The organism is Candidatus Accumulibacter sp. ACC012 (assembly GCF_907163155.1).
Classification (GTDB): domain Bacteria; phylum Pseudomonadota; class Gammaproteobacteria; order Burkholderiales; family Rhodocyclaceae; genus Accumulibacter; species Accumulibacter delftensis.
In genome coordinates, this window is record NZ_CAJQUC010000022.1 from 324,308 (window position 1) to 347,738 (window position 23,431).

At 58.3% G+C, this 23,431-nt stretch carries 19 protein-coding genes; 6 read left to right on the forward strand and 13 right to left on the reverse strand.

The genetic code is table 11. The features are described from left to right. Window positions 1–27: 27 nt before the first annotated feature. Entirely contained in the window at window positions 28–1,707 is a 1,680-nt protein-coding gene (locus tag QZ648_RS22220) for an IS1634 family transposase (RefSeq protein WP_291998327.1), read from the reverse strand. Window positions 1,708–2,165: 458 nt separating this feature from the next. On the opposite strand from QZ648_RS22220, the gene QZ648_RS22225 reads away from it, so the two are divergent. Continuing rightward, complete coding sequence (locus QZ648_RS22225) at window positions 2,166–3,755, forward strand: IS66 family transposase (RefSeq protein WP_291995935.1); 1,590 nt, start codon at window positions 2,166–2,168, stop codon at window positions 3,753–3,755. Between the two features lie 185 nt (window positions 3,756–3,940). Here the strand turns inward: QZ648_RS22225 and QZ648_RS22230 are convergent, their stop codons facing one another. The 12 genes from QZ648_RS22230 to QZ648_RS22285 form a co-directional block, all read right to left on the reverse strand. Beyond that, on the reverse strand, window positions 3,941–6,652 hold the full coding sequence (locus QZ648_RS22230; protein WP_291998328.1) for a hypothetical protein: 2,712 nt from the start codon (window positions 6,650–6,652) through the stop codon (window positions 3,941–3,943). Between the two features lie 20 nt (window positions 6,653–6,672). Then, window positions 6,673–7,713 carry a hypothetical protein gene (locus QZ648_RS22235; protein ID WP_291998329.1) on the reverse strand — a complete coding sequence of 347 codons (1,041 nt, stop codon included), beginning with the start codon at window positions 7,711–7,713 and terminating at the stop codon, window positions 6,673–6,675. Next, window positions 7,713–8,375, reverse strand: coding sequence for a hypothetical protein (locus tag QZ648_RS22240; protein ID WP_291998330.1), 663 nt, complete (start codon window positions 8,373–8,375; stop codon window positions 7,713–7,715). Before QZ648_RS22240 ends, QZ648_RS22235 begins: the two co-directional genes overlap by 1 nt. Before the next feature lie 75 nt (window positions 8,376–8,450). Beyond that, complete coding sequence (locus tag QZ648_RS22245) at window positions 8,451–9,746, reverse strand: ISL3 family transposase (protein ID WP_291995979.1); 1,296 nt, start codon at window positions 9,744–9,746, stop codon at window positions 8,451–8,453. A gap of 113 nt (window positions 9,747–9,859) precedes the next feature. Further along, complete coding sequence (locus QZ648_RS22250; protein ID WP_291998331.1) at window positions 9,860–10,228, reverse strand: hypothetical protein; 369 nt, start codon at window positions 10,226–10,228, stop codon at window positions 9,860–9,862. Window positions 10,229–10,245: 17 nt separating this feature from the next. Next, window positions 10,246–10,683 (reverse strand): DUF2326 domain-containing protein, encoded by a 438-nt coding sequence (locus QZ648_RS22255; RefSeq protein WP_366144227.1) that lies wholly within the window; start codon window positions 10,681–10,683, stop codon window positions 10,246–10,248. A 1,051-nt stretch (window positions 10,684–11,734) separates the two neighbouring features. After that, the gene (locus tag QZ648_RS22260) at window positions 11,735–12,073 is read right to left on the reverse strand and encodes a hypothetical protein (protein ID WP_291998332.1); all 339 of its coding nucleotides are present in this window, start codon (window positions 12,071–12,073) and stop codon (window positions 11,735–11,737) included. A 76-nt stretch (window positions 12,074–12,149) separates the two neighbouring features. Then, window positions 12,150–13,583 (reverse strand): YfjI family protein, encoded by a 1,434-nt coding sequence (locus QZ648_RS22265; protein WP_291998333.1) that lies wholly within the window; start codon window positions 13,581–13,583, stop codon window positions 12,150–12,152. Window positions 13,584–14,314: 731 nt separating this feature from the next. Further along, window positions 14,315–14,629 carry a CHC2 zinc finger domain-containing protein gene (locus QZ648_RS22270; protein WP_291998334.1) on the reverse strand — a complete coding sequence of 105 codons (315 nt, stop codon included), beginning with the start codon at window positions 14,627–14,629 and terminating at the stop codon, window positions 14,315–14,317. A 10-nt stretch (window positions 14,630–14,639) separates the two neighbouring features. Continuing rightward, window positions 14,640–14,882, reverse strand: a complete 243-nt coding sequence (locus QZ648_RS22275) for an AlpA family phage regulatory protein (RefSeq protein WP_291998335.1) — start codon at window positions 14,880–14,882, stop codon at window positions 14,640–14,642. A 251-nt stretch (window positions 14,883–15,133) separates the two neighbouring features. Then, on the reverse strand, window positions 15,134–15,922 hold the full coding sequence (locus tag QZ648_RS22280) for a hypothetical protein (protein WP_291998336.1): 789 nt from the start codon (window positions 15,920–15,922) through the stop codon (window positions 15,134–15,136). Next, the gene (locus QZ648_RS22285) at window positions 15,919–17,148 is read right to left on the reverse strand and encodes a hypothetical protein (RefSeq protein WP_291998337.1); all 1,230 of its coding nucleotides are present in this window, start codon (window positions 17,146–17,148) and stop codon (window positions 15,919–15,921) included. The genes QZ648_RS22280 and QZ648_RS22285 overlap by 4 nt, the downstream gene beginning before the upstream one ends. 10 nt (window positions 17,149–17,158) lie before the next feature. Between QZ648_RS22285 and QZ648_RS22290 the strand changes: the two genes are divergently transcribed. The 5 genes from QZ648_RS22290 to QZ648_RS22310 are packed head-to-tail and all read left to right on the forward strand — an operon-like array spanning window position 17,159 to window position 23,423. Beyond that, entirely contained in the window at window positions 17,159–20,164 is a 3,006-nt protein-coding gene (locus QZ648_RS22290) for an N-6 DNA methylase (RefSeq protein WP_291998338.1), read from the forward strand. Next, window positions 20,164–21,546, forward strand: coding sequence for a hypothetical protein (locus tag QZ648_RS22295; protein WP_291998339.1), 1,383 nt, complete (start codon window positions 20,164–20,166; stop codon window positions 21,544–21,546). Before QZ648_RS22290 ends, QZ648_RS22295 begins: the two co-directional genes overlap by 1 nt. Then, window positions 21,543–22,589, forward strand: a complete 1,047-nt coding sequence (locus tag QZ648_RS22300; protein WP_291998340.1) for a virulence RhuM family protein — start codon at window positions 21,543–21,545, stop codon at window positions 22,587–22,589. The genes QZ648_RS22295 and QZ648_RS22300 overlap by 4 nt, the downstream gene beginning before the upstream one ends. Beyond that, window positions 22,586–22,777 (forward strand): DNA modification system-associated small protein, encoded by a 192-nt coding sequence (locus QZ648_RS22305; protein WP_291998341.1) that lies wholly within the window; start codon window positions 22,586–22,588, stop codon window positions 22,775–22,777. The genes QZ648_RS22300 and QZ648_RS22305 overlap by 4 nt, the downstream gene beginning before the upstream one ends. Continuing rightward, on the forward strand, window positions 22,770–23,423 hold the full coding sequence (locus tag QZ648_RS22310) for a hypothetical protein (RefSeq protein ID WP_291998342.1): 654 nt from the start codon (window positions 22,770–22,772) through the stop codon (window positions 23,421–23,423). Before QZ648_RS22305 ends, QZ648_RS22310 begins: the two co-directional genes overlap by 8 nt. Window positions 23,424–23,431 lie beyond the last annotated feature (8 nt).

Consider the following 23,431-nt stretch of genomic DNA (forward strand, 5'->3'; position numbering starts at 1 on the left):
GCGCAATTCACGTAAGTGAAATTGGCACTACAAACGCTTGGCGGACGGTTCTGGCAGGGCGACGGTCTCGAACAGCTCCTTCTGTTGTGGCGTCATGGCCGACAGGCCTGACGCCGACTGACGTTGATGCAAGGTGATCTGGTGAAACTGAATGCGCCGCGCGATTTCCAGCGCACGCTCCGGCGAGAACTGGCTATCCCTGGCCTTCAGGCGCATGCGTAGCACCCGATACAACACCAGCGCCAGGAAACAGATCAAGGCATGCGCGCGAATCCGGTTCGGCAGGCGATGGAAGACTGGCGCGATCTCGATCTCTGACTTCAGCACACGAAAGCCCCTCTCGATGTCGGCCAGCGCCTTGTAGCGCGCCACAATCTCGGCCGGCGTGTGATCCGGCATGTTCGAGACCAGGATCAGCTTGCCGTCCATCATGTGCGCACGGCTCAAGGCCCGCGGGTCGATCTCGTAGGTGAATACGTCCGCCGCCAGATTGACCTTGATGATGTTCGCCAGGTGGGCCTCTGTGACAGCGCGGTAGAAGCGGGCTGTCGTGCCGGCATCCGACAACTTCCGGCCACGGTGGGTCTGGCCGGAATCCTGACCATCGAGCTTGCCCGCCCACCTTGCCGCATCGGCCTCGAGCGCCGCGATGCGTGCATCCCGCGCCTGACCCTGTTCGCTGGCGGTGTCGGGGCGATGCGCCACGATCAGACGAAAGCCCTGCCATTCCAATTCACCGACGACCTCTTCGGTTGCCGACAGGCAACGCTGCTCATGGAATTCGGCCAGCAAGGTATCGAAGTCGGCATAGCGGCGGGCCGGAACAGCCAGAATGAATTCCAGTGGCTGACCGCCCACCCGAATCGCTCGGATGGCTTCCAGATTATCCAGACTGAGCAAGCCCCGATCGGCAACCAGCACCACCCGCTTGATCGGATAGCGCGCCAGGACCTTCTCGATCGTCGACACCAGCGTCGTCGTCTCGCCGCTGTTGCCGGCGAAGACCTCGTGATGAATCGGCAGGCCTTCGGCGGTCTGTACCACTCCCAGCATCACCTGCCGGACGATCCCGCCATCCTTCGACAGGCCAAAGCGCCGGACCTCGCCAGAGAGTTCGGTGCTGCCTTCGGTACGGATCGTCGTGAGATCGTAGAAGACGATCGACAACTCCTGGTCGATCAAGGGGCGCAGAAGACCGGCCACGACCTTATCCATCGTCTCGGCGCAGTCCGCCAGCGTATCCATGGTGCGCAACAAATGCTGATGGGTGACCGTTTCGCTGGCGACTTCGGGAACGCGGGTGCCTTCCAGCCAGCGCAGGATGCCCAGCTTCGATTCGGGATCGCAGAGGCGGTTGAAGACCATCACCCGCAACAAGCGCTCGGCGTCGAACTGGCGGCGGTTGCGCAATACCCGGCGGAAGGCATCGGCGAAGCCCAGTTCCTGCCACAGGGCGGTGAGCAGCCAGGTATCGCCGACCGACAGGGCGGGTGCGAAGGACACGTCACCGGTGCCCTCTTCAAGGGACGGCTTGCCCGCTGCGCGCAGCAGACCATTGACCAGCGAGTCGGCTTCGCCGGCGCGCACTGCTTCGATCCGTCCGAGGGTGGCGATGACCCGTTGGCGGGAGGCGCCGCCGGTGTCGCGGTAGGCCTCGACGAGCTTCACGTAGCGCCGCGGCCCCGACGTGGTGATCTTCACAAACATGTCGCTACTGTAGCGCCCAGATCGACCACAGGCAATAGCCTCAACGAAATAACGTGTCACTACACGACGGTTTCGGCCAAAATACTAACGCCTTGTTTTTGCAAGCATTGAGGTGCAATTTACGCGATCGGCACGCGAAAAGTGTCGAACTCGGGGGAGCCACATTTGGCACGGCCGCCGCAAACGGCGTTTCACGCTTGTCGATAACCAGAAAGGCAGCATACGGCTACGTTGGTGTTTCAGGTGGGCGCGGCTCACGGACTGGCGCTAGGCCAAAATCTCCAATCAAAGAACTTATCGGCCGTGAAGTTGAGCATCCAGTCGATCCCTCCGCCACTGAGGTGAGGAAAAAGCGTTCTCTTCATGGTAACCGTTCACTTCCCCTTAAGAAACGCCGCCAACACCATGTTTTGCGGCATAATTCATGACCATGACGACGACACGATAGCCGCGACGGGATGCGCCTGAGCAAGCATGATCTCTTCCAGATGGACGACGAGTGGCTGAAGAAGCTGCCGGCGGAGCTATTGCTGGAAGTATCGAAGCGACTGCTGCACGACGTCAAGGCGTTGCAGGATCAGCTGAATCAAAACCCGGGCAACAGCTCGCGGCCGCCGAGCACAAAGGCCCCGTGGGAGAAGGCGCGCGCCCCAGGCGTGGAGAAAGGCGCGCCAGCCCAGGCTGGCGCTGCCGATGGTGCTGGCGCCACGGCAGAGGGCCCGGCGCCGGCACAAGAGACTGTGCCGCCGGTAACCAAGGGCCCATCGTCCGGAAAGGGCTCGGGGAAGCGACCGGGCAAACAAACGGGTAGTCCGGGCCATGGTCGCACGCAAAAACTGGCGGTTACTGACCGTTGCGTGCACCGACCCGAGAACTGCGCGGCTTGTGGTGAAGCCCTGGCGGAGGATGCCGAGTCGCAGGCTTACACGGCCTGGGACGAGATCGACATCGCGCCGCCAGTCGAGGGCAGCATCGGGCTGATGTTCAGCGTGACGCGTCACACGCTGCTTGAAGTGCGCTGCGCTTGCGGGCACGTCAGCCGTGCCATGCCTTGGCGGGCGCCGCCCGACGCCCAGTGGGAAAAGGTTGAGCTGGGCGAATGGCGCTTGGTGGGTCCTCGTCTGGCCGGCGTGATCGTTCTGCTCGCGCTGCGGATGCGTCTGTCACGAGCGAGCATTCGCGAGCTCCTGCGGGAAGTCTTCGACCTGACGCTGAGCACCGGCGTGATCGATGAGACGATCCGGGAGGCGGGCCGTGCCAGCTTCCCACTGGAGGACGCGCTGGTGGCCGACGTCGTGCAGGTGGCGCAGTTGCACATCGATGAAACGTCGTGGCCGGAATCCGGCGTGCTGCTGTGGTTGTGGGCACTGGTCAGCACCTCTACGGTGCTGTACCTCATCGGCCCACGCACCCGGGAGATGCTTGAGAACGCCCTGCAAGACGGCTATACCGGCATTCTCATCAGCGATGGTTACGGGGTCTACAGAAACTGGGAAAACCGCCTGCGCTGCTGGCCGCACCTGATGCGCAAGCTGCGGGGGCTGGCCGAATCGAGCGATGGCCGGGTGTCCCGGGTTGGGCAGGAGATGGAAGCTATCCTGACAGCGCTGATGGCGGCCATCTACGCGGCGCGGCTCGATCCGCCGCCGCAAGCGCTGCCTGAGCGCTACGCCGCCGAGGTCAAACGGCTAAGGCACCTGTGCGAGCGGCATCAGACGGATGAACATCCGGCCCTGCGCAGTGTTGTGCGCGAGTTCCTCTATGACTGGAAAGTCATCCTGCGACCGCTCGCGGAGCCCCTGCTGCCGCTCTCCAACAACGCCGCCGAACAGGCGTTGCGACACTGGGTCATTTCACGCCGCATCAGTCACGGCACCCGTTCCGAAGAAGGATCCCGCGCCTTTGCTCTCCTGGCCAGCGTCATCGAGACCTGTCGCCGCCGCGGTGCCTCCGCCTGGCAGTACCTCGGCACCGTCATTGCTGCCGCTCGCAAAGGGTTACAGCTTCCCGCGCTTCCTACCATCCCGACCGCGGCATGGGGGGCGTGAACGATTACTCTTCATGTGCCCGCCAATAATGTCGCGGACACTATGCCCACCTTTGCCGACCGCAGTCAGCAAAGGTGGGTGTTGGTAGCCAACGGTGTACACGAGTTCAACACGCTTCGCGTGCCATGCGCACGAATACGTCAAAAATCTTGTAGAAACGGAGTGTTCGTGCTTCTCTCTAAAGCTCACAAGACGGTGACGCCGTTCTTCATTATGAGAGCTATCCGCCACTCGGACAGGCTGTGCTCCATTGGTTTCGTATGCTCTTCGCTCACACCATCTTCTGCCAGCCTTTCATCAACACAAAGGGCAGCTCCTAACTCCAACGAGCGCCCAATTCCCCCAAGTTTTACAGCAATCCTCAGCACATGGTTTTCGAAGCATGACCAAGGCATGCTAGCGCCTCCCGTATCGTCTCGAGATGGGGAAAAGTCTAGGAGGGCTGTCAATACCTTCTCGATATGTTCGGCTACAGCCTCGCCAGGCGAAGCTTCTCTGGCGAGCAACTGAAAAACCTCTACCTGCAATAAGTTAAACAACACCTGCCGACCAAGATAGGTTAGGGAGAGAGAATAATCATCCCTAGCGTCACATTCTGTATCTTGATTAAACTCACTTCTCAGCCCAAGCACGCTGCTGTATACATCCCAAGTATCGACCTTGATGTCGGATAAGTTATAATAATCCGCAACTCCCACTCTCTTCACGTCCCCAATGCAGCTACGCATAATTTCACACAATTGACGATACACGCACCAAGACAATACCTCCCCAGTCAAACGCAATTCATGCGCTTCTCGACGGCGTCCCCAGCCATTTTCGTCAAATAGCTTACTCTCGAGTTCGATAGCCTGCCGCAAACGCCCCGTCAGATTGCGTTCAATGTCTGTTTCTGACAATTGCAGGTATACGGGTCGAGCCGCCAGACTCCGTCGTGCGGCAAGCGACGCCAAAAAGGCCGCCTCCCGACCTGAGACATAATTCTCGTCAGGACTTCCGGTTGGGTCCCGCCTAAGTTCCGCGAGCGAAAACGCCGACGACGCCAAGCGATAGCTTGCAGTCCAGTTCCCTTCACTCGCAAAACCATACGCCAGGCCCACGGACTGTATATAGTGAAGATTCCATGGTGGTATTGCATCCCATGGCTTTTTCAATCCCAAATTGCTTGCTGTCGGGTTGGTAATCCATTCCAGCTTAGGCGAAGCACCTCCTCCTCGATAAGCAACGGCGCTACGAAGAAGCTCTAAAAGCGACCGTTGAACCACCGGCCACGCCGGCAACAACAACGGGGGAACGCTGCGAATTCTCGCGGCACCTCGCGCTAGTCTGGCTTCTGATGAACGGCGGCCGAGAAGCGTCGCTCCGCCTAACGCAGGTAGCCATTCGCTCATTACGTTGTCGAGTTGCCGATGTATTGCTTTCTCCACCGCCGACTGATCGTCGCGAACCAGCGCCAGAAAAACGTCGCGCAAGTGGGAGCGCGTTGCATAGCGCGTCAAGCCATGAGCTGTACCCACGGTGCGGACATAGCTACTCCAGTGGGACTTCAAGGCTTCATACTGACGCTCCTCGAACATATCCGCGCTCATCTCGATGCCGTCACCTTTGCCACCATTTTGCTGGATATGCAAATACGTCCTTGCAATCGCCTTGCGATCACGTTCTTGTCCGTCGAAAAAAATTGGCAACCACTCCGTTATAGCGCGGACCGGTTCAATATTCTCTTCTCTGTGCCGCCCGGCCACAGAGAAGTCGACAAAACGCCTTCCCGTCATCAGTGCTCGTGGATCAAGAAGTGGAACCTTTTGAAGCTCACTATAACGAGTCGACAGTAGGAGATGAGCACTATATCTGCTCCTGTGGAAGGCACTTGCAGTCCCCAGAGAGCGTTCCGGATTGAATAGCAAAGATCGATTATCCTCCATCAATCGAAAGCGCTTAATTGCGCCGGCAAACAGCTTGCTATCATCCGATAAAAAAACCAAACGATATGGCTTTTCATCTTCAATTAAACGGTTGTTCAAATACTCAATGGTGGCCAGGGTATCGGCATCTGAATTCCTATTGATTCGAATTCGCTCTGCCGTTTCACTTGGCGTAATCCGTGAGTACGTATCTGGAATAGAGCTCCTCCAACTATTCCTAAGCAACTTGAATCTCTCCTCGCCGACAGAGCCATCCGCAATCTCATGCAAATAGGGCCTAAACTCAGAGAATCCATGCGCATACATTACACGACTTTCCGAATCGTCTTCGCCCCCTTTGGGTTTGATATCCTCAAATCGAAGAAATTGACGAACTTGCGAATATTCTCCATAAATCCCTGGCAGCAACGCTTCTGCTTTTTCTGCTACTGCCTTTATGAAATCATCAATAGACCTACCGCTCTCACGATAAAGCACCAAAAAACTGTCTAACGCTTGGTTGACCCTCTTATCTGATACAGAACGACTCCATTCATCCACCGATTGCCGACGCAATGCGTCTTCTATAGATGCTGCCTCAGCCGTCTGGGTGGACAGCATTATCTTCGGTAGGTTTTCCGACCAATCTGTATCAAATACAAATCGCGATAACACCTCCGCCAGCCCAAGTGTTTCTGGATATTTGTCGGCCAACCCTTTAATCAGACGTAAGTCATGTTGGGGTGTTGTTGATCTAGACCTCCCCGATTCCTTCACTTCCTTGGTCGGCGACCGCAACAACCCCGCAATTTCCGGCATTGATAAATGCAAGGGTGGAACGCAATGCGCCTTCGCCATACGCGGGAAATCCACAACAAAAAAATATTTGACTTCCTTGTTCTCAACATACTCTTGCCGGAGCAAATCGAGCATCGCCAGCTCGGTAGCCCCAACAAATAATATTGAATGATCCAAACCAGGTGCCTTCGTCATAAAAGCGTCCCCATCAGCAACTAAATTCGCTCATTTTTAGAAAATACCCCGTCGACATCGTCACGGCTCGGCCTCCAACACATCGCTTTCATATCGAGAAGTGAACGAGGTTTTCGGCACTTAGCTTCTGCGTCAGCGATAATAATCGAGTTCGCATCCCGCTGTTGAAACCTCGGCGGGGCACTTTCTAAAGAAAGAAACTTATACGTTGGGTCGGCCTCGAGTTCCGAAATTCCGATCGGCACTCCACGATTCGCTGCAAACCGCACAACGTTCTCTGTTGCGCGGTATAGTTGCTTCATCACGCGCTTGGCAGATTGGTCGACGCCCGAGTCGGCCAACAGCCTGCGTCGATAGTGGCGATATGGACCCCACTCTGACAAATAGAAAAAGACTTTCGCAGGAAACCTGACCACGTGCGCAAAGGCTACCAACGGTATATATTCGTCCCGAAAACGCGGATGCCGACCAAAGGTCACGTCCCATTCTTCATCAGCTTCAATTTGATGAGCAAAAGCACGCCAAAGCAGCAATCCCTCGTCGAGTACCGCTTGGCTATTGGGGAACTTGACTCTGAGCAACTGATCCAACTCGCGCAGCGGCGTGGCTTCGATATCGCACAGCGGCGAACGCAGGTCACGAACTAATCGCATCAATTCCACGACATACTGCTCCCAATTCTTGCCTCCATTTTCGAAAATGTCGTTGTCACTTGGCCGGGGAGCAATTCCTTTGAAACACCGAACAATCCCTCTAATCGCAGTCGCCTTAACGCTGTCTTCGAGCAACGCAATAACAGCGAATAGATCATCTCGCCATCCTCGTTGAGAGGTGCCAATAATAGATTCGCCAGGCGAAAATGCCTCTGCTTCCTCTCTTCCTTCAATCACTATACGAATTAGCGCCCGCTCGATCCACGCACCGAAGTCTTCCTCAGAAAACCCCTCAATATCGCTGGCTAATGGTCTCAAGTTGGGATTTCGATCTACGCTCTCGGTCAGCCACTCAGAAAACTGAGGATCACGGCTCATCGCACTTTTTCTTTCCATATTCATACTCATCACGGCTGCGCCAAGAAATCAATGACTTTTTGTTCTTCGTCTGTCGACAGAGGGAGCGTTTTCCTCAAGTATTTGGCAAAGTCGGTGTTGTTTGGCTTTGGCCTATCCGACTTAATCTTACCCAGCAAATCAAAGTGAAAATTCTTCTGCTGCGACGCAACTTCCGGACAAGCCCATTCCATCTCACCGTTATCAGGCAACTCATCGTTTTCAACCTTGTTCAATTGAACTGTGGTTCCGTTCGTTTTTACGGGCGAGCCGGGAATTCTCATGTGGTCATCGACCGTAAGTCCTCGAAACCTTGGTGCGCCGTCATCGGTAACACAAAAGGCAGTAGGCCGCCGGACCAATTTCGAATTCATGCCTAGTTCGCGATACACCTCGACAGTTGGCATCGAAACGCGGATCAGCCAGTCACCTTTCCGAAGATACCCAAGACCAAACAGGTCACGAATCGCATCCGGATCATCTGGAAGGCCGTGCGGATTTCCTGCCAACCAAAACCTTGCGAAGCGCGTTCTTATCGCTATATACGGCAGAATATTATTCTTCGCATTTGGAAGGTCGTCGATACGCCGAATACCATTGGCGTGCATCTCTTCGAATATCTTGGACAGTTTAAGCCCTCGCGGAACCGTAGACGCTCCCATCTTGATAAGCACGCTTATAAGCATACTATTTAGCCCGGGAACATTTTTCGCACAATAATCTTCAAACGTCTCACCCGAAATGAGGGTTTAGGTCGTTTCCTGTGGAACGGGCAAGAACGGGGCGAAGGGCGAGACGGGCAAATGAGTGAGCTTCCCAGCGATAAGGTAGGCCATGGCGATGAAGTTTTCGACGCGGCGATAGCCGCGCGCCCGTGCGCGCGCCTCCTGGAGCGATCGATTCATCGCTTCGACGCGGCCGTTGTGTTTGCCGGCGTTAAAACCGTTGAGTACGCCAGGAAGATGCTTGCTGATCGTCCTGCCGAGGCGCTTGAATGGTTCGAGTCGGCAGCGGCTGGCCCAGCTGAGCCAGCGCTTGAGCAGGGGCGTGGCCTCGTCAGGTGTCGTGGCGGTGGCGTAGATGGAGCGCAGCGCCTGCTTGATCCGCCAGGCCCGTGCGGTCTTGAGGTTCGAGCGCTGCAACCAGTGCATGGTCTCGGTTTGTTTGACGGTCCAGTCGGCGGGCTTCTTGTGCAGGCCCCAGCGGGTGCCCTTCAGTTCGGGTTCGCTCTTGACCTCTGCTCGTCGCACCTCGTCCAGCGCCGTGCTGCTCAGAGCAACGACGTGAAAGCGGTCAAAGCAGACCTCGGCTGCTGGAAAGTGCTCGGCGGCGCCGGCCTGGAACGAGCCGCTCATGTCCATGCTGACATGGGTGATCGCGGTCGGCTGACCACCATGCTCGGTAAGGTCGCTGGCGAACTTCCCGAGCGTGGCCTTGTCCCGTCCCGGCGTCGCAAACAGCAAGCGCTGTGCATCAAGATCATAAAAAACAGAGATGTACGTCTGGCCGCGCTTACTGGCGGTCTCATCGACGCCAATCACGCGAACCTCGGCATGACTTTCCTGCGCACGCGCTTGGCCCACATGATGATTGATCACGCGCCACAGTCTGCGACTGCGCACACGCAGCAGTCGGCCGGCCGCCAGGACCGACATGGTCGGCGCCAGCATCAGCGTCAAAGCCTCGAACAGCAGGGTGAAGCGACTGCCTTCTCGCGCCCAAGGCACGGCGATCTGCGTGACCTTGCCGCAACCGGCACAGGCCACTCGCGGCACCTCGGCATGCAGGTGGGCTTCGTACTGAAAGAAATCCATATGGCGCCAGGAACGCGCCAAGCGGTCATGCAGCGGCTGCGCTGCCGCACCGCAAGCCGGGCAAGCATGATTGGCCGCGCCAAATCGGACCTGGAAATCGATCCGTCCCGACTCTGGCTTGAAGATGACTTCAGCTACCTGCCAAGGAGCAACGAGGCCCAGAGCCTGGGTGAACAGCGTTTCAATCATGAGGAAGAGGCCGCGAGAGGAAAGGCCGCTATTGTCCTCCATGCCGAGGGCGGCAGACTGCCTTCCTCGGCCCGGAGGAAGCGTAAGCGAGCGGGCAGCGATGTAAAGGGTTCGGCTGCGCCCGGACTGCGTCCGCCCTTGACATCGCCGCCCCCTCAAACCGCCAAAACCAGCGCCCGTTCCACACGAAACGACATAGAGCCCGAAATGACCGTAGAAACCGTAGGCGGCAAATCAGCCAATGCAGGTCCAGCCCGACTAGCCGAAAGCGCATACATGTTGTCGGCAGTAGCCAAATAAATTGCCGCACGCGCAGACTTTGGGACGTGATACCTTCTAGGGTCAGCCTTGTTTTCCTCGATAGCCTTACGATAGCCCTTATCAATTGATGCGCGCACAAATACGTTTCGGGCAATCTCTTTATCCAAGAGATCGGCCAGAAACTGGACGCAGAAGTTGTGCCAGTAGATTTTCCCCACATCCGAGCTTTTTAGATCGTGTATCAGACTCCTGACGCTCATCATTTCCCCCGCTTCCCTACTCAAAAGCAAGCTTCGGTTAAACTCCTCACCCCAAACAATCCACCCTCCTCCGTCGCATCCATCAGCACATGCTTGCCCAGAACGAACTCCCCCTCACTTTTCTTGCACGGATCGTCGTCGCTCATCGTCACTGAGCATTGGAAGCCCAAATCGCTCCGCGGCCGCTCGCCGGCGCGGAGGGATTTGATGACCTGACGACCGCCGACATCGTCAAGCGGGTGGCTGCCATAGACGAGGAAATCGGCGCCAAGTCCGCGCCAATGGCATAGCCGCATTAACATGCTGTCGCAGCTGAATGGCTGAAGGTTCTTGATGCCCTTGCTGCGGGAGCCCTGCATCGCGAACCAGAAAACCGGGCCCTCGGCTCTTTCGTCGAAGACGTGAATGGCGTCGTCTCGGCGGCTTGGGCACTGGCTCCGGCTTGCACACGCCGGAATTGGTCGAGCGCGCCGTGGCCGTCTAGTATGCCCATAGTTTTGGCACGGCGACCGTCAATGCGGCGCTTGTCTGCGTCACGTGCGTCAATGCAAATGCGCGCGGCGGCAAGCTCGTATTGCACGTAACGTTGTCGGTTGCGGATCACCGAGTCATCGAAGGCCCGCACGTCCCCGTCGCGCCGTTTGACAAGACCCGGCAGCGATTCGAGGCAGGCTGCGCGATAAAACCGCTCTAGGTCAGGCATTAGCGCTTCCTCGATAAAGTATCGGAAATCTAATAGTAGCGACGAAAGTATATGAGCCTCCATCACGCGGCGTCAATCTCGAACTGGCCCGGTGGCCCTCGAAAAACGGTCCGAGTGAGTTTCGCATTGCCTCGCTCAGCCTTTGTGGTCACCCGCCCCGCGGGCCGCAGACACGAGAGCTCTTACGACGGCGAAGCGCAACTCGTCTCGCTTTGACTTCGAGCATTGGGCTTGTGCGCCTTCACGCCCCCACCGGGCGATGCGGCGGTCGGATTTGTCATCCAGCGGCGGTTACCGTGAAAGAACACGCTCATGAAGGCGGGCCAATCTCTGGCGCTTGGTGCGATAAAGAGGAGTTCGCAGAAAGAGAGGGTCCGGCGGCTGGCTCGATGCGTGCGCCGCTTGATTGCCGAACTCACCAAATCTCGCCTTTACCGGGCCACCCAAAGTGCCGTGAGGGCAATGTCGGCCGCGGTCCGCTGCACTGCATCAACTTTTCGACCGCGTTCAATATGCCAAAGTCAATAGCGAGATGGTGACAAGTCCTGCGGGGAGACTTCATGTAACATCAGCCGGTCAGACCTTAGCCACGCGTCGCCCGCATCCCTTGTTCATCGATCAGCGCGGCCAAAAAGGCCCGCGCCGTCGGCGCGCTCCTCATGCACCAATACGGCGAAAGCTTGGACGAAATGCCGTGCTTCAGGCGTTGAAGCGCACGGCTTCACACTGGCTGGCCGTATTCGCCGCTACATTCTCGTCGGTCGCCGGAAAGAACATTACGACGTTTGTCGTTGATCGCTTCCACCTCAATGGTTCGCACGACCGTTCTCCTTCCAAAACGGTGCAGGCCAGCGTTCTAGCCCCGGTCGCCGGTCGGCATCGTCCGCGCCCGGCATGTAACCCTCGCAGCGGCGAGGAATATCGCGGACCGGCTCATAGCTGCGGCTCGCAACGATTTCACCGCGCCGTGCTGCGAGGCAAAGCCCGCGCGCCGTCAGGTTCGCGCATTGAGTGCAGGTACGCCCGTCGTCGTCGACGCCTCCTTTGGATTCCTGGAAATCCGATACTGTGGCACTGTTGTTACTGCCGATAGAAGCCTGCAAAATCTCAGCGTCGTCCGGATCAGGCACTGCCAATACTGCCATTGGATTTCCTTCGGCAGTAACGGCAGTAGCCTGGCCAGCACTTCGCGCGAATTCCCGCCTCGCCCGTCCAAGCCAGTCAGCCATGATCGCGGCTCGGTTTGACGGTCTTCGGATTGATGGAATAGCGATACGTGCGCCGCCCGGTCCCTGGCCCGGTGCCGCCAACTTCTTCGGCGCGCAGCCAGTCTTCATCTTGCAGCCAGTCCAGCGCAGCCTCCACGGCGTTGTCGGTTGTCAGGCTGCGCCATTGGTTGCGTCGTACGTCGCGCGCCGTAAAGCCGTCGACGAGCTTGCCTTGACGCAACTTGTCCGCCAGCGCTTGCGCCGCTCGCAGGCCATCATCCACCAGCAGGCCATAGCAGCGCCGCGCGTGCGCTTCCAGGTAATCACACCAGGCCGCGGCCCGCAGTGCCGCTTCCGCCGTCACCAGCCCCCGGCGGCCAGTCGCCGCGCACTCGACCAGGTGAAGAATCAAGGCCAAGGCCGGAAACAGCTTGTCGAACTTCGCGAGGTGCTGCGCAATGATGGGATGATCCTCGGCGGGCATCTTCGAGCGGTGCAGATCGCCCGACCACTCAATGAAGATTTCCTGCGCCGCCTCGTCGAAGCGGAAATGTGGGAACTTCGCGAAATCGTCGATGGACGCAGCGCCCCACGCTACTGGATCAAAATCGGCCAGCGCATCGAATACGGAGAAGGCAAGGTCGCGTGCGTCCTTCGCAGGAATGCGGTCGCGCCATTCCCAGGCCCGATGATCAGGAAATACCAGCAGTTGAAAGCGTTGCAGCATTCCGTCGTTGGCCAGCGCGTTCGCTGCCTGCTCCAGGTAGCCGGTCAGTTTGTCCGGCTGAATGCCGCCGAATATGGACACGCACAGATTGGGGATGAAGATCGAGCCGCGCCCGATGCGGTCCGTGTCGAAACTGGCATTGCCGTTCCACGCTTCGAGGTAGAAGGCCCGTTCGCCTTCGCGGCCCTCCTTGTCCCATGCGGCGATCAGCCCGACCAGTTCGTCGCGCAGCACCAGCAAGCCGGCGGGATTCTCCCGCAGCAGTTCGCCCAGTTTTTCCACGGTGGTGTCGTTGGACTTGTAGCGCCGCAGGGTCGGTTCAGCAGGCGCCTGGTGCCGGTGGCTTTGCAGTTCCCTGGCGATACTGTCCAGATCGCCCTTCTTGACATCTTTTGCCGCCGCCTTGATGCGCGACTCGATGGCATCCCGCTTCGCCTCGAACACCGTCTTGTCGGCCTCAAACGCTTCTGCGTCAGCCTGGTACGCCTCCATTGCTCGCGCGATAAGGCGGTCAAGCGGTTTCAGCGCCGCGCCGATGGCCGGCGACTTCTTCGCTGACGGCAAGCCAACAATGCCACCCCATAAATTCGGTACGATCAGCCAGGAGTCACGCGATTTTGGCTTGATCGCGCAGCGCGCGCCAATGATCGCCCCCAGTGCCACCAGCGCTCCCGCCGCAACGAAGTCTGGCGGGCAGGGCATGCGATCGGCTTCGTCCATGACCCATCCGCGCAGCGCCTCGGGCAGCAGGGTGTCAGCGTCGAAGGCAGGAACCGGACGCAGCGGCGCCTGGATCGGCTTCGGCGCCGGCCAGTCGGCGCTTGCAGCCGACTTGTTCGTCGTTGCCACTGCGACACCGCCCCGGGCGATGGTAGGCAGGGCGGCAATGTCCGACGCAGTGGCATCAGGATTCGCCATTAGCCAATCAACCACATCGCCCTTGGGTGGCGAATCCAGCGCCGCTACGTCGATCAAACTGACCTCGCAACCGAGTGCCCGCAGTGTCGCCGTCACCGCAGCCGCATAGCGTTGCCCGGCCTCGTCGTTGTCCGGCCAGACGGTTACGTGTCGGCCCGCGAGCGCTTGCCAATCGGTCTTGCCGACGGAATCCGCAGCCCCGCTGGTGGTGGCCAGTGCTCCGGTTTTTGCCAAGGCATCGGCACACCATTCACCCTCGCACACGATTACCGGATCGGCAGGCCTCGCCGCCAAATTATGCAGTCGGTAGAGCGGCTTGCCGTTCGGGTAGTCTGGTTCGCCCAGAGCGTAGCCTTCGCCGTTTAGCTTCATCGGTCGAATCCACTTGTCCCCGGTGTCGGGATTCTTCAGGCGGATGCGCCAGTGCAGCGGCGTGCCATCGGCGTTGGTGTATTCATGCAGCGCTTGAGGCTTGAAGCCTTCGCGCATCGCCCCGGCAGCAAGACGATGTGCGGCTTGTCGGAGTGTCTCACTCATCGCGCTTCCTCCCAGGCTCCCAAGGTCCGCGCTGCCTCGATGAAGCGCAGCTCGTAACGTTGCATATGGAAGGCCAGCACGTCGCCACCGTGCGCGCCGCAGACCATACAGCGAAAAGCGCCGGTCTCGATCCGTACCCGCAAGCTGGGCCTGGTGTCCTGGTGGAACGGGCAGACAGCGGACTTCCATTCGCCACCGCCCACCAGCTTCAAACCCTGTTCCCGGAAGTATTCGACGGCATTCGGCAGCCGGTCGCGCTTGAAGCCGAAGGCGGCTCGGTGCAGTCCCCGCGTGGGGTTCGCGTATCTCATGGCGCGCCCCCTACGCTTGCACTTTGCGAGCGGCTTCGAGTTTGGCGACCAGGTCGCGAACCTCGTCGTCGGTCTTGCCGGCAATGCGCGCGGCGTTGAGCGTGTCAACTTCCGCCGCCGGCCAGCCCACGGCGCGTGGGCCGATCTTCACCGAGTGCGTAAACAACCCCTTCTTGATATCGTCGTAGTGGCCGCTGTGTGACCTGCCGCGTGCGCGGAGCACAGCGGGGGCGCGAAGGAGGGAATTCTTCATCTTTGAACCTCACAGTAAGTTTCGGGACTTGCTGGGAGGGAGCGTAGCTGGGCGATTTGGGCGAAAAAACACGCAATGAGCACCCGCTTGTAGCTTCTTGATCGCCGCAAAAACAATGGCTTGTCGATCTTCTTCCTGTAGACAGAAAGCGCACCGATGCGGTGTCGAGAGGCCGGGAAGCGGCGAAAGGCGCCGAAAAGCAAGGGGTCGCGGTTGCCTCAGACTGGGCGAAAACTTTCCGCCCAACTATTTCAAGGATTCATGTGCTTCTTAATTGTGCTCGGGTCGCGGCCGTTCGCGATAGGCATCTTGCCAATCTGCTGCGCGTACCAGGTTTCGGGCATGTTTGGGCGTTGCCTGGCCAATTTCCGGTAAGCTTTCTGCCAGCTCAGGTACATTGCCTGTGTAGCAGCCTTCCCTTCGTCGCGCTTGATGTTGCTGGGCGTGTAACGTGGGTCGGCGGTGGTCGCGGCATCGACCAAATGGCGAACTCTGTTTGCGTTCACAAAGAACGCGCCATCGCGATGCTCGATCAGGTCCGGCAAAGGCAGCTCATTGCCACCCGCGACCAACGCCAATTCGTCAGCCACCCGCAGGCAAAGCATTTGGCTACGCTTGTTGCCGCTGGCGATCCCAATTGGCCGCAGTGTAGCCGTAGCGGCAGGCTGGGTACTGCGGCGCAAGCTCAGCGCGTCAGCGACGAAGCCAACAACAGCATCGCCGTTGCTTTGCCACTGGGAAAGGCGGTCTGCCAATATCTCCACCCGGTTAATGTCGCTGCGCTTGTCGCAGACGATGAAGGCTGCGGTCGTGCCTTCGCGGTCTTGCAGGGTGTGTACGAGCATCACGCATTCGCGCTCGCAGCCTGGGCAAATCACACTGCGAGCTGGTCGGGCCTTGGTCAACAACCGTTGCGCTTTCATCGCCGTGACCGCCGCGCTCGGCCACTGGCTCAATTCGTGTTCGCTGACGAGTATTGGTGCCCCAGCGCCTGAACCGATGCGCGCCAGCAGCTCAAGCAGCGCGGCCTGCGGCGTCATGCCTCAACGGGTTCCTCTACCACTGCCGGCTCATCTTCTTCCGTCGGCGCCTTGGGCTCCACGCCAGAGTCTTCGAGCATCTGGCGTAACCTCAACCCCAGTTCGTCATACTTCAGCGAGCACGAATTCGGGTGAGTGATGCGGATCGTAACGGACTTGGCTGGCTTTTCGGCATCAAGCGCCACCGATGCGGATAGCTCAACCTGCGTGACGTTGTACGAGTGCAGCTGGATTGCCTTGCCAAGCTTTGCGAGCAACGCGTAGATCGCATTCAGATCCTCGCTGGCGTCCGCCTCCAGGGTGATGCGCTCGCCCTTCTCTGCCCGCGAGGACAGTCGTAACTTGGTGATGGCAATACGTTCGATGCCGCTGCCCACGGCGTAGTTGAAGTTGAAGCCCGTGTAGCGCAAGGGATTCAGGTCATACACACGCTCATCCTTCGGGTCCGGCGGCAACTCTGCAAGCTTGAGAATCGTCGTTGCGAAAATCGCTTGCAGCGGCTCAATGGCCTTGTAGGAGCCGCGAAAATGAAGATCAAGCGATCCCTCCTTCTGCGAATACACGAACACGACCTCGAAGGCGGGATTGTGCGGCCGGCGGTCGATCTCGCCATCCACCCATTCCGGATCCTGTTGCGAGTAGTCTTCCGGATAGGCAAAGAAATAATCCAGATCGCCACGCCGGTAGGGTTCCACCAAGCAGTGCTTGCCTCTTCCCTCGGTAGTGTGGAAATACCGACTGATCGCTCCGGCCAGCTGCGCCATGCTGGCCTCGTCCACCGCCGCCGGGTTGTGCGCGAGGTGCTTGCGCTTGCGCCAGTACGACAGCGTGTCCGCGTGGTAGAAGCGAGTCGCACCCTTCCAGTACTCGTTGTGGTCCAGGAAGCTGACCATCGCCCGCTCGTAGTGGCTGGCCAAGGCCGACAGCGTTTCCACAAATGCGGCGAGTTCATCGGGAGCTTTCCGCAGCTGCCATGTAGCTTCGTCCACAATCGCCCGAAAGCCCTTCTCGCAGCCCATGTCGAACATGTCGCGAAACTCCGCGTCCATTTCGTTGCGCGTGGGGTCGGGGAGATGCAGCCAGGCGCCGAAAAGTTCATCGGGCTTGGTCTCCTTCATCGCCGAGAAATCGAGATCAGCAAATAGCTCGTGCGCTCCGAAGTAGCGGGCAAGCAACGCATTCGGCATCTGCCGGAAGAAATCCCTGGTGGTGTAGTTGCGAGCCATATGTCTCCCCTTGGGCGAGCTGACGTCAATTGCATTGGATTATGACAGACGTTCCAGTACATTACGGTACTGCACGACCACAGGCGCCGGACGAGGGAGAAAGAAGAAGGACCGGCAAGGCCAAGGTGCTGTGCGGTCGTACGACCCTGCCCTGAAAAGCCCGCGCGACCTTCCGGCCGGGACACCAGAGCCGCGGGATCGTGAAAAACCGAGCTGCCAAGACCAATCGACAATAAGTCATCACCAGCCACAAGAAAGCCGCATGAACACCAAAGAACTTATCGACCGTATCTTCAAAGAGCCCGGCGCCAGGTTTGAGCTCAGCGAATTCAATAACTTCGGCAAGCCCATCCAGGACATCATCACCATCTACCCGAAGACAGCAACCACGGGCAAGGATGCCGGGAAAACCAAATACTACCTGCAGAGCTTCATCCCGTTTTCAACGGGCAACGACGAAGTCCAGGTCTATGTCGAGGGAGGCAGATCGGCTCCTGAAGAAATCGTCCGGCAATTGTGGGTCTACAAGCTGCTGAACCAATATGGCTACAGGACCGACGAAATCGATCTGGAAAAGAGCGTTCAGTTCGGCACCGAAGTCGGCACCAAGGTGGCGGACATCATCGTCTACACCGATGCGACCAAGCTTACGCCAAAAATCATCGTCGAGTGCAAGCAGCCCAAGCGCAAGGACGGCATCGAGCAGCTCAAAAGCTACATGAACGCCAAGGGCGCGCCGGTAGCGGTGTGGTCCAACGGGGCGGACAACATCATTCTCTACCGCCCGTACCCGGCACAATTCGATGACACGCTGTTTGACATCCCAAAGCACGGCCAGGCGCCAAAGGATGTGCTCGAAGCCAGCAAAACCCTCCTGCAACTCAAGAAGAACTTCAACTTCAAGAAGATCATTCAGGACCTGGAAGAACTGGTCCTGGCCGACAGCGGAAAAGACGAATTCAACGAAATCTTCAAGCTGATCTTCGCCAAGATTTGGGATGAGAAAGAGGCGCTGGAGAATCGCGCCAACAAGGTGGTCGAGTTTCGCAAGGCCATCGACCCCGTGATCACTTACGACCGCATCAACAACCTCTTCCACAAGGCCTGCGAAGAGTGGCCCGGCATCTTCAAGGAAGGCGAGGACATCGAGCTCGCCAATCGCCACCTTCAAGTGTGTGTTGGCCCCATCGAAGGCGTGCGCCTGATGGGCTCGAATCTGCGCATCATGGACGACGCCTTCGAGTACCTGCTGCCGACCGAAGCCAAGAAGAAAAAGGGGCAGTTCTTTACCCCGCGCCATGTCGTCGAAATGTGCGTACGCATGCTCAACCCGACGCGCACCGAGTACGTCATGGACCCGTCCTGCGGCTCCGGCGGCTTCCTCCTGCACGCGATGGACTGGTGCTACCCCGCCGCCGACAACGAGCAGCGTGAATTGCGTAAGCACAGGTACGCCAGCAAGTACCTCTGGGGCATCGACTTCGAACAGCGCGCCGCTAAAACCTCCCGGGCCTTGATGCTGATTGCCGGCGATGGCCACACCAACATCTTTGGTCCCGATGTCAGTAGCCTAGATCCCCGCACCTGGTACGACAACGCATCTGGCCAGGCGCTAATGCACGGGCTGCGACAAGCCAAACTGACCGCCCAGAAGATTCCCGAAGGCGAAACTCTGAAGGACGACGACAAGGCCTGGGAATACTTCGATGAGCTGAAATTCGATGTGATTCTCGCCAATCCGCCTTTCGCGGGTGAGATGAAGGACCGCAAGATGCTGGTTCGCTATGAACTGGCGAAACAGGCGCTCAGACGTGCTGGCGACAACAAGGCGCCGAAGGAAGAGCGCGACGTGCTGTTCATCGAGCGCATCGTGAAGATGCTCAAACCGGGCGGGCGTGCCGCCATCGTCTTGCCGCAGGGCAAGTTCAACAATTCCTCGCTCGCCTTCATCCGCGAGTGGATTCTCAAGAAGGCGCGCTTGCTGGCAGTCGTCGGCCTGCATCCGAACACGTTCAAACCGCACACGGGCACCAAGACCTCGGTGCTGTTCGTGCAAAAGTACACGCCGGAAGAACTCGCGCAGATCGGCCAAGTGCATGACCAGGTAGCCGGCGCCTGTCCGGATTACGTGGCGGACATCAAGACGCTGCTGGGCGCGCATGATGACGCCGACGTGCCGGACGACGCTATTCCCGAAGCAGTGGTTGATCTGATCGCCGAAAATTTCAGCGAGCCCGAAGCGGACGAAGTGAGCAGCGGTAACGACGTCGACGAAAACAGTGAAGGCGGCGAGGATGGTGACGAACAGGGCGCGAGCGCAGATGAAGACCGGATCGCCGCCGCCGAAGAAAAACTGATCGCCCTCAAGGCCACGCTGCTCAAGGCCAAGCAGAAGCTTATCGACCTCGACAGCGACGCCGAAGCGCTGGCGCAGAAGCAGGCACAGGAGATCGACACCCTCAAGACCCACTGGATCGGCGAGAAGGGCGTCCTGCGCTTGCAGGTTCAGGAGTTGCGGATGACCTACAAGGTCACTGTGCAAGATCTTAAGGACGCCCGCAAAGACCAGCAGAAGGCGCTGAAGGCTGAAATAAGGGTCCTGGAGAAACAAATCCCGCAGGCCGAGACGGCGCTGAAACTGCTCAGCAATCGCGGCAAGCTGGAACTAATACTGGCCGACGGCGACCTGATCGCAGCGCTCAAGGAACGCTGGATCGCCGCCGAGGTTGCCAAGCAACTCGACTACCCGATTTTCATGGCGGTCAGTGAGCGCGGCGGCAAGGATAACTCCGGAGACTACAAGCATTTGCTGGATGAGGATGGCAGCCTCGTCGAATTCCCTGATGGTCACTCGCAGGAAGGCCAGCTTGTCATCGATCAGGACTTGGTCAACTACGACCTGCGCGCGGTCGACTTGGCCGATGCAAGCAAGGTTCCTCCCGAACAGTTGTGCGTGGCGGAGGCTTTCGTTCGGTTCGCTCAGGCGCAGAAATTTAGCTTCTGGGGAGATGCGTAATGGCCGTTTGGTCTACCGTTTCAATCTCGGCGCTTGAGTATTCGCGATTCGATGCTGACTTCTACCACCCAACTTATCTGAGCGAACTTGAATCCTGGCGCCGACTTGATGAGCGTATCGGGGTGGCGAGGTTGGGGCGAATCATCGCGGCACCAGTGAGGACGGGTCGAACGCCAAAATCACGGGCAATCAAAAGCGACGAAGAAACGATTCGTTTCATCAAGACCGACACTGTTCGCGCAGGCTCAGTTGACTTCAACAATTCGACACTTCTGCCCATGCGCGTCGTGGGCGAACGGGACATTATTCCCGGTGGCGCTGTCGTGATGACGATTATTGGCGCAACGCCAGAGATCGTTGGGCGAACTGCGATAGTGAGGTCGAATGATCCTGCTTGCGTGACAAATCAGAATGTTGCAGTGATCAACACAAAGGGAAGCTTCGATCCTTTTTTCCTCACGGCCTACTTTCAAACCAAATGGGGTCGCGATCAGGTGTGGCGGCACTCGCGCCGGACCGAGCAAGTCAATTTGAACTGTCGGGAGGTTGAGCGTGTTCTTGTTCCAAATCCCGAACTGGCGACGCAAGTGGCCATTGGTAGCTTGGTCAGAAACTCATTTGTTGATACCAATCATAGTATTAAGTTGTATGAGCGCGCGCAGCAACTTCTCGAAGCCGAGCTTGGTCTGGACAAGCTGACGATCCAGAAGCCGGTTGGATGCGCTGGACGATTCAGTACCGTTGGATGGTCAGAAACTGTCTCTGCCAATCGCGTAGACGCCCAGTGTTTTTCTCCCGATGCGCTGTTCTACGAAAACTGGCTTCATGAACATGCCCAATGCGACTGCCTTGGTGTGTTGCTGCAAGAGATGACGAAAGGTCGCCAACAGGATGATGTTGCCGACGGCTCGACGGATTATTGCAGTATCAAACACATCACGGGCCGGGAATTGCTTCAAGTTTCCAAATGCATTTCGCAACCAGACTCTCAGCTTGCGGGGGCGGACGATCTACTACTTGCGATTACGGGCGCGACGATCGGGAAGATCGGCATCGTCAAACGCTATAAGCGGCTTGCCTTCTCCGGCGACTTGCTCTGCATGACCACAGGAAACTCGATTGATCCACATTATCTGTTGCTCGCGCTCGACCACAAGATCGGGCAGGTGCAGTTTATCCGCAGGATCACCGGTTCTACCAACGGGCATTTGGCGCTAAGGGACGTCGCGCGCGTGCTGGTCCCGCGCCTGAACAGCGTGACAGAAGCCAGGATTGCGGAACTGGTTAGAAACTCGCTCTCCAAACAGCAGGAGTCCGAGCAACTTCTGGAGCAAGCCAAAGCCCACGTCGAAAGCCTCATTGAAGGGGCCATCCAAGCATGACGAAGAAGTCGCCCCAACAACGCGATGGTACTGAACGCGGTGGGCAGTTCCTCGTTTACGAAGCGGAAGACGGCCAGCTCAAGATCGACGTGCGGCTGGAAGAAGATACCCTCTGGCTGGCGCAGGCACAGCTGGCCGAACTGTTCCAGACCAGCCAGCAGAACATCAGCCTGCACATTCAGCACGTCTACGAGGAAGGCGAGCTGCTGCCGGAGGCAACTCACAAGAAATACTTGTTGGTTCGCCCCGAGGGCGAGCGCGAGGTCAAGCGCTTGGTCGATCACTACAACCTCGACATGATCATTTCGGTCGGCTACCGGGTAAAAAGCCATGTCGCGACGCGCTTTCGCATCTGGGCCACGCAACGCCTCAAGGAGTACATCGTCAAGGGCTTTACGCTCGACGACGAGCGACTAAAAAATCCGCAGCAACCCTTCGACTACTTCGAAGAGCTCACCCGTCGCATCCAGGACATCCGCACGTCGGAGCGGCGTTTCTACCAGAAGATCACCGACATCTACGCCACCAGCATCGACTACGACCCGACGCTGGACATCAGCCTGACCTTCTTCAAGACCGTTCAGAACAAGATGCACTGGGCCATTACGGGCCAGACCGCTGCCGAGATTGTGCATGCGCGGGCCGACGCTGAAAAGCCCAACATGGGGCTGACCACCTGGCGCGGTGCCAAGGTACGCAAGCAGGATGTCGGGATCGCCAAGAACTATCTGGCGGAAGACGAACTGCGGGCCTTGAACAACCTGGCCGAGCAATACCTGATCTTTGCCGAAGGCCAGGCGTTGCGCCGCATAGCCATGCACATGAGCGACTGGATCAAGAAGCTCGACGCCTTTCTGAGCATCAACGACCGCGACATCCTGACCCATGCCGGAAAGATTTCGCACGAGTTGGCGCAGCAGCGCGCGGAGACCGAATATGAGCAGTATCGCCAGCGGCAGATCCAGGAACAGGCCCAGGTGGGCAGCGACTTTGACCGGATGGCGAAGCACTTGGTGGACGGCAAACGAGGGAAGAAATCATGAGCATGACGCTTGAGGACAGCCGCTTGCTGACGGAACTGTGCGAGCAGCACGGCGTCAGCGCCGAGAAGGTGTTGAAGCTGCTTGACACCGTGCGCGACTACGAATTCAAGGACCGGCGCACGGGGGTTTATGACGCGCTGCGCGAAATTCTGAAGAGCGTACCTGCCAGCGGGCCGCATCATGGATGAGGACGTAAAGACGCACCTTGAGGCTATTGGCCAGTGGATCGCCGGGTACCGCCTCCGCACAAGGCACTCTCAAGGACTTTCGCATGACGAGCGGAAGCAGTTGCATGCCGTCGAGAGAAGCATTCAGCAACTGGCCGGTCTCGGCGTCTCAATTCCCGACGAACTTCGGCAGCTCAAGCTGCAGCTTTCTGCGAAGGACGTGGTTGACCCTACGCCCCAAAGCACCTCCGAGCGATTAACCGAAGTGGTCGAAATGGTCAGCGCATTGAACACGCTGAGGCAGGCAGCCAAGGTGCTGCAGAACCAGCTCAAGGCCCCTGGCAAAGGGCCAATAACTAAACGGCGCTACGAGGTTACGCTGACCGAGCTGGTGCAGAGCGGGCATCTCTTGCCAGACGACAAACTGGAGTTCTCGTGGAAAAAGAACGGGCCGGTTTTTGAGGGAAAGCTGCGCGCCGACGGCACCCTGGAGGCAAAGACGCCTTCAGGCTGGCAGGCGTTTGACTCGCTTTCGGCTGCTGCGACAGCGATCGGCGACTGCTCGCTAAATGGGTGGCTCCACTGGAGCCGTATCAACGCTGATGGCTCTCGCACAACGCTGAAAGACATCCGTGCCAAGTTTATCAATCAAGGCGCTGCGAAGTGAATACCCAT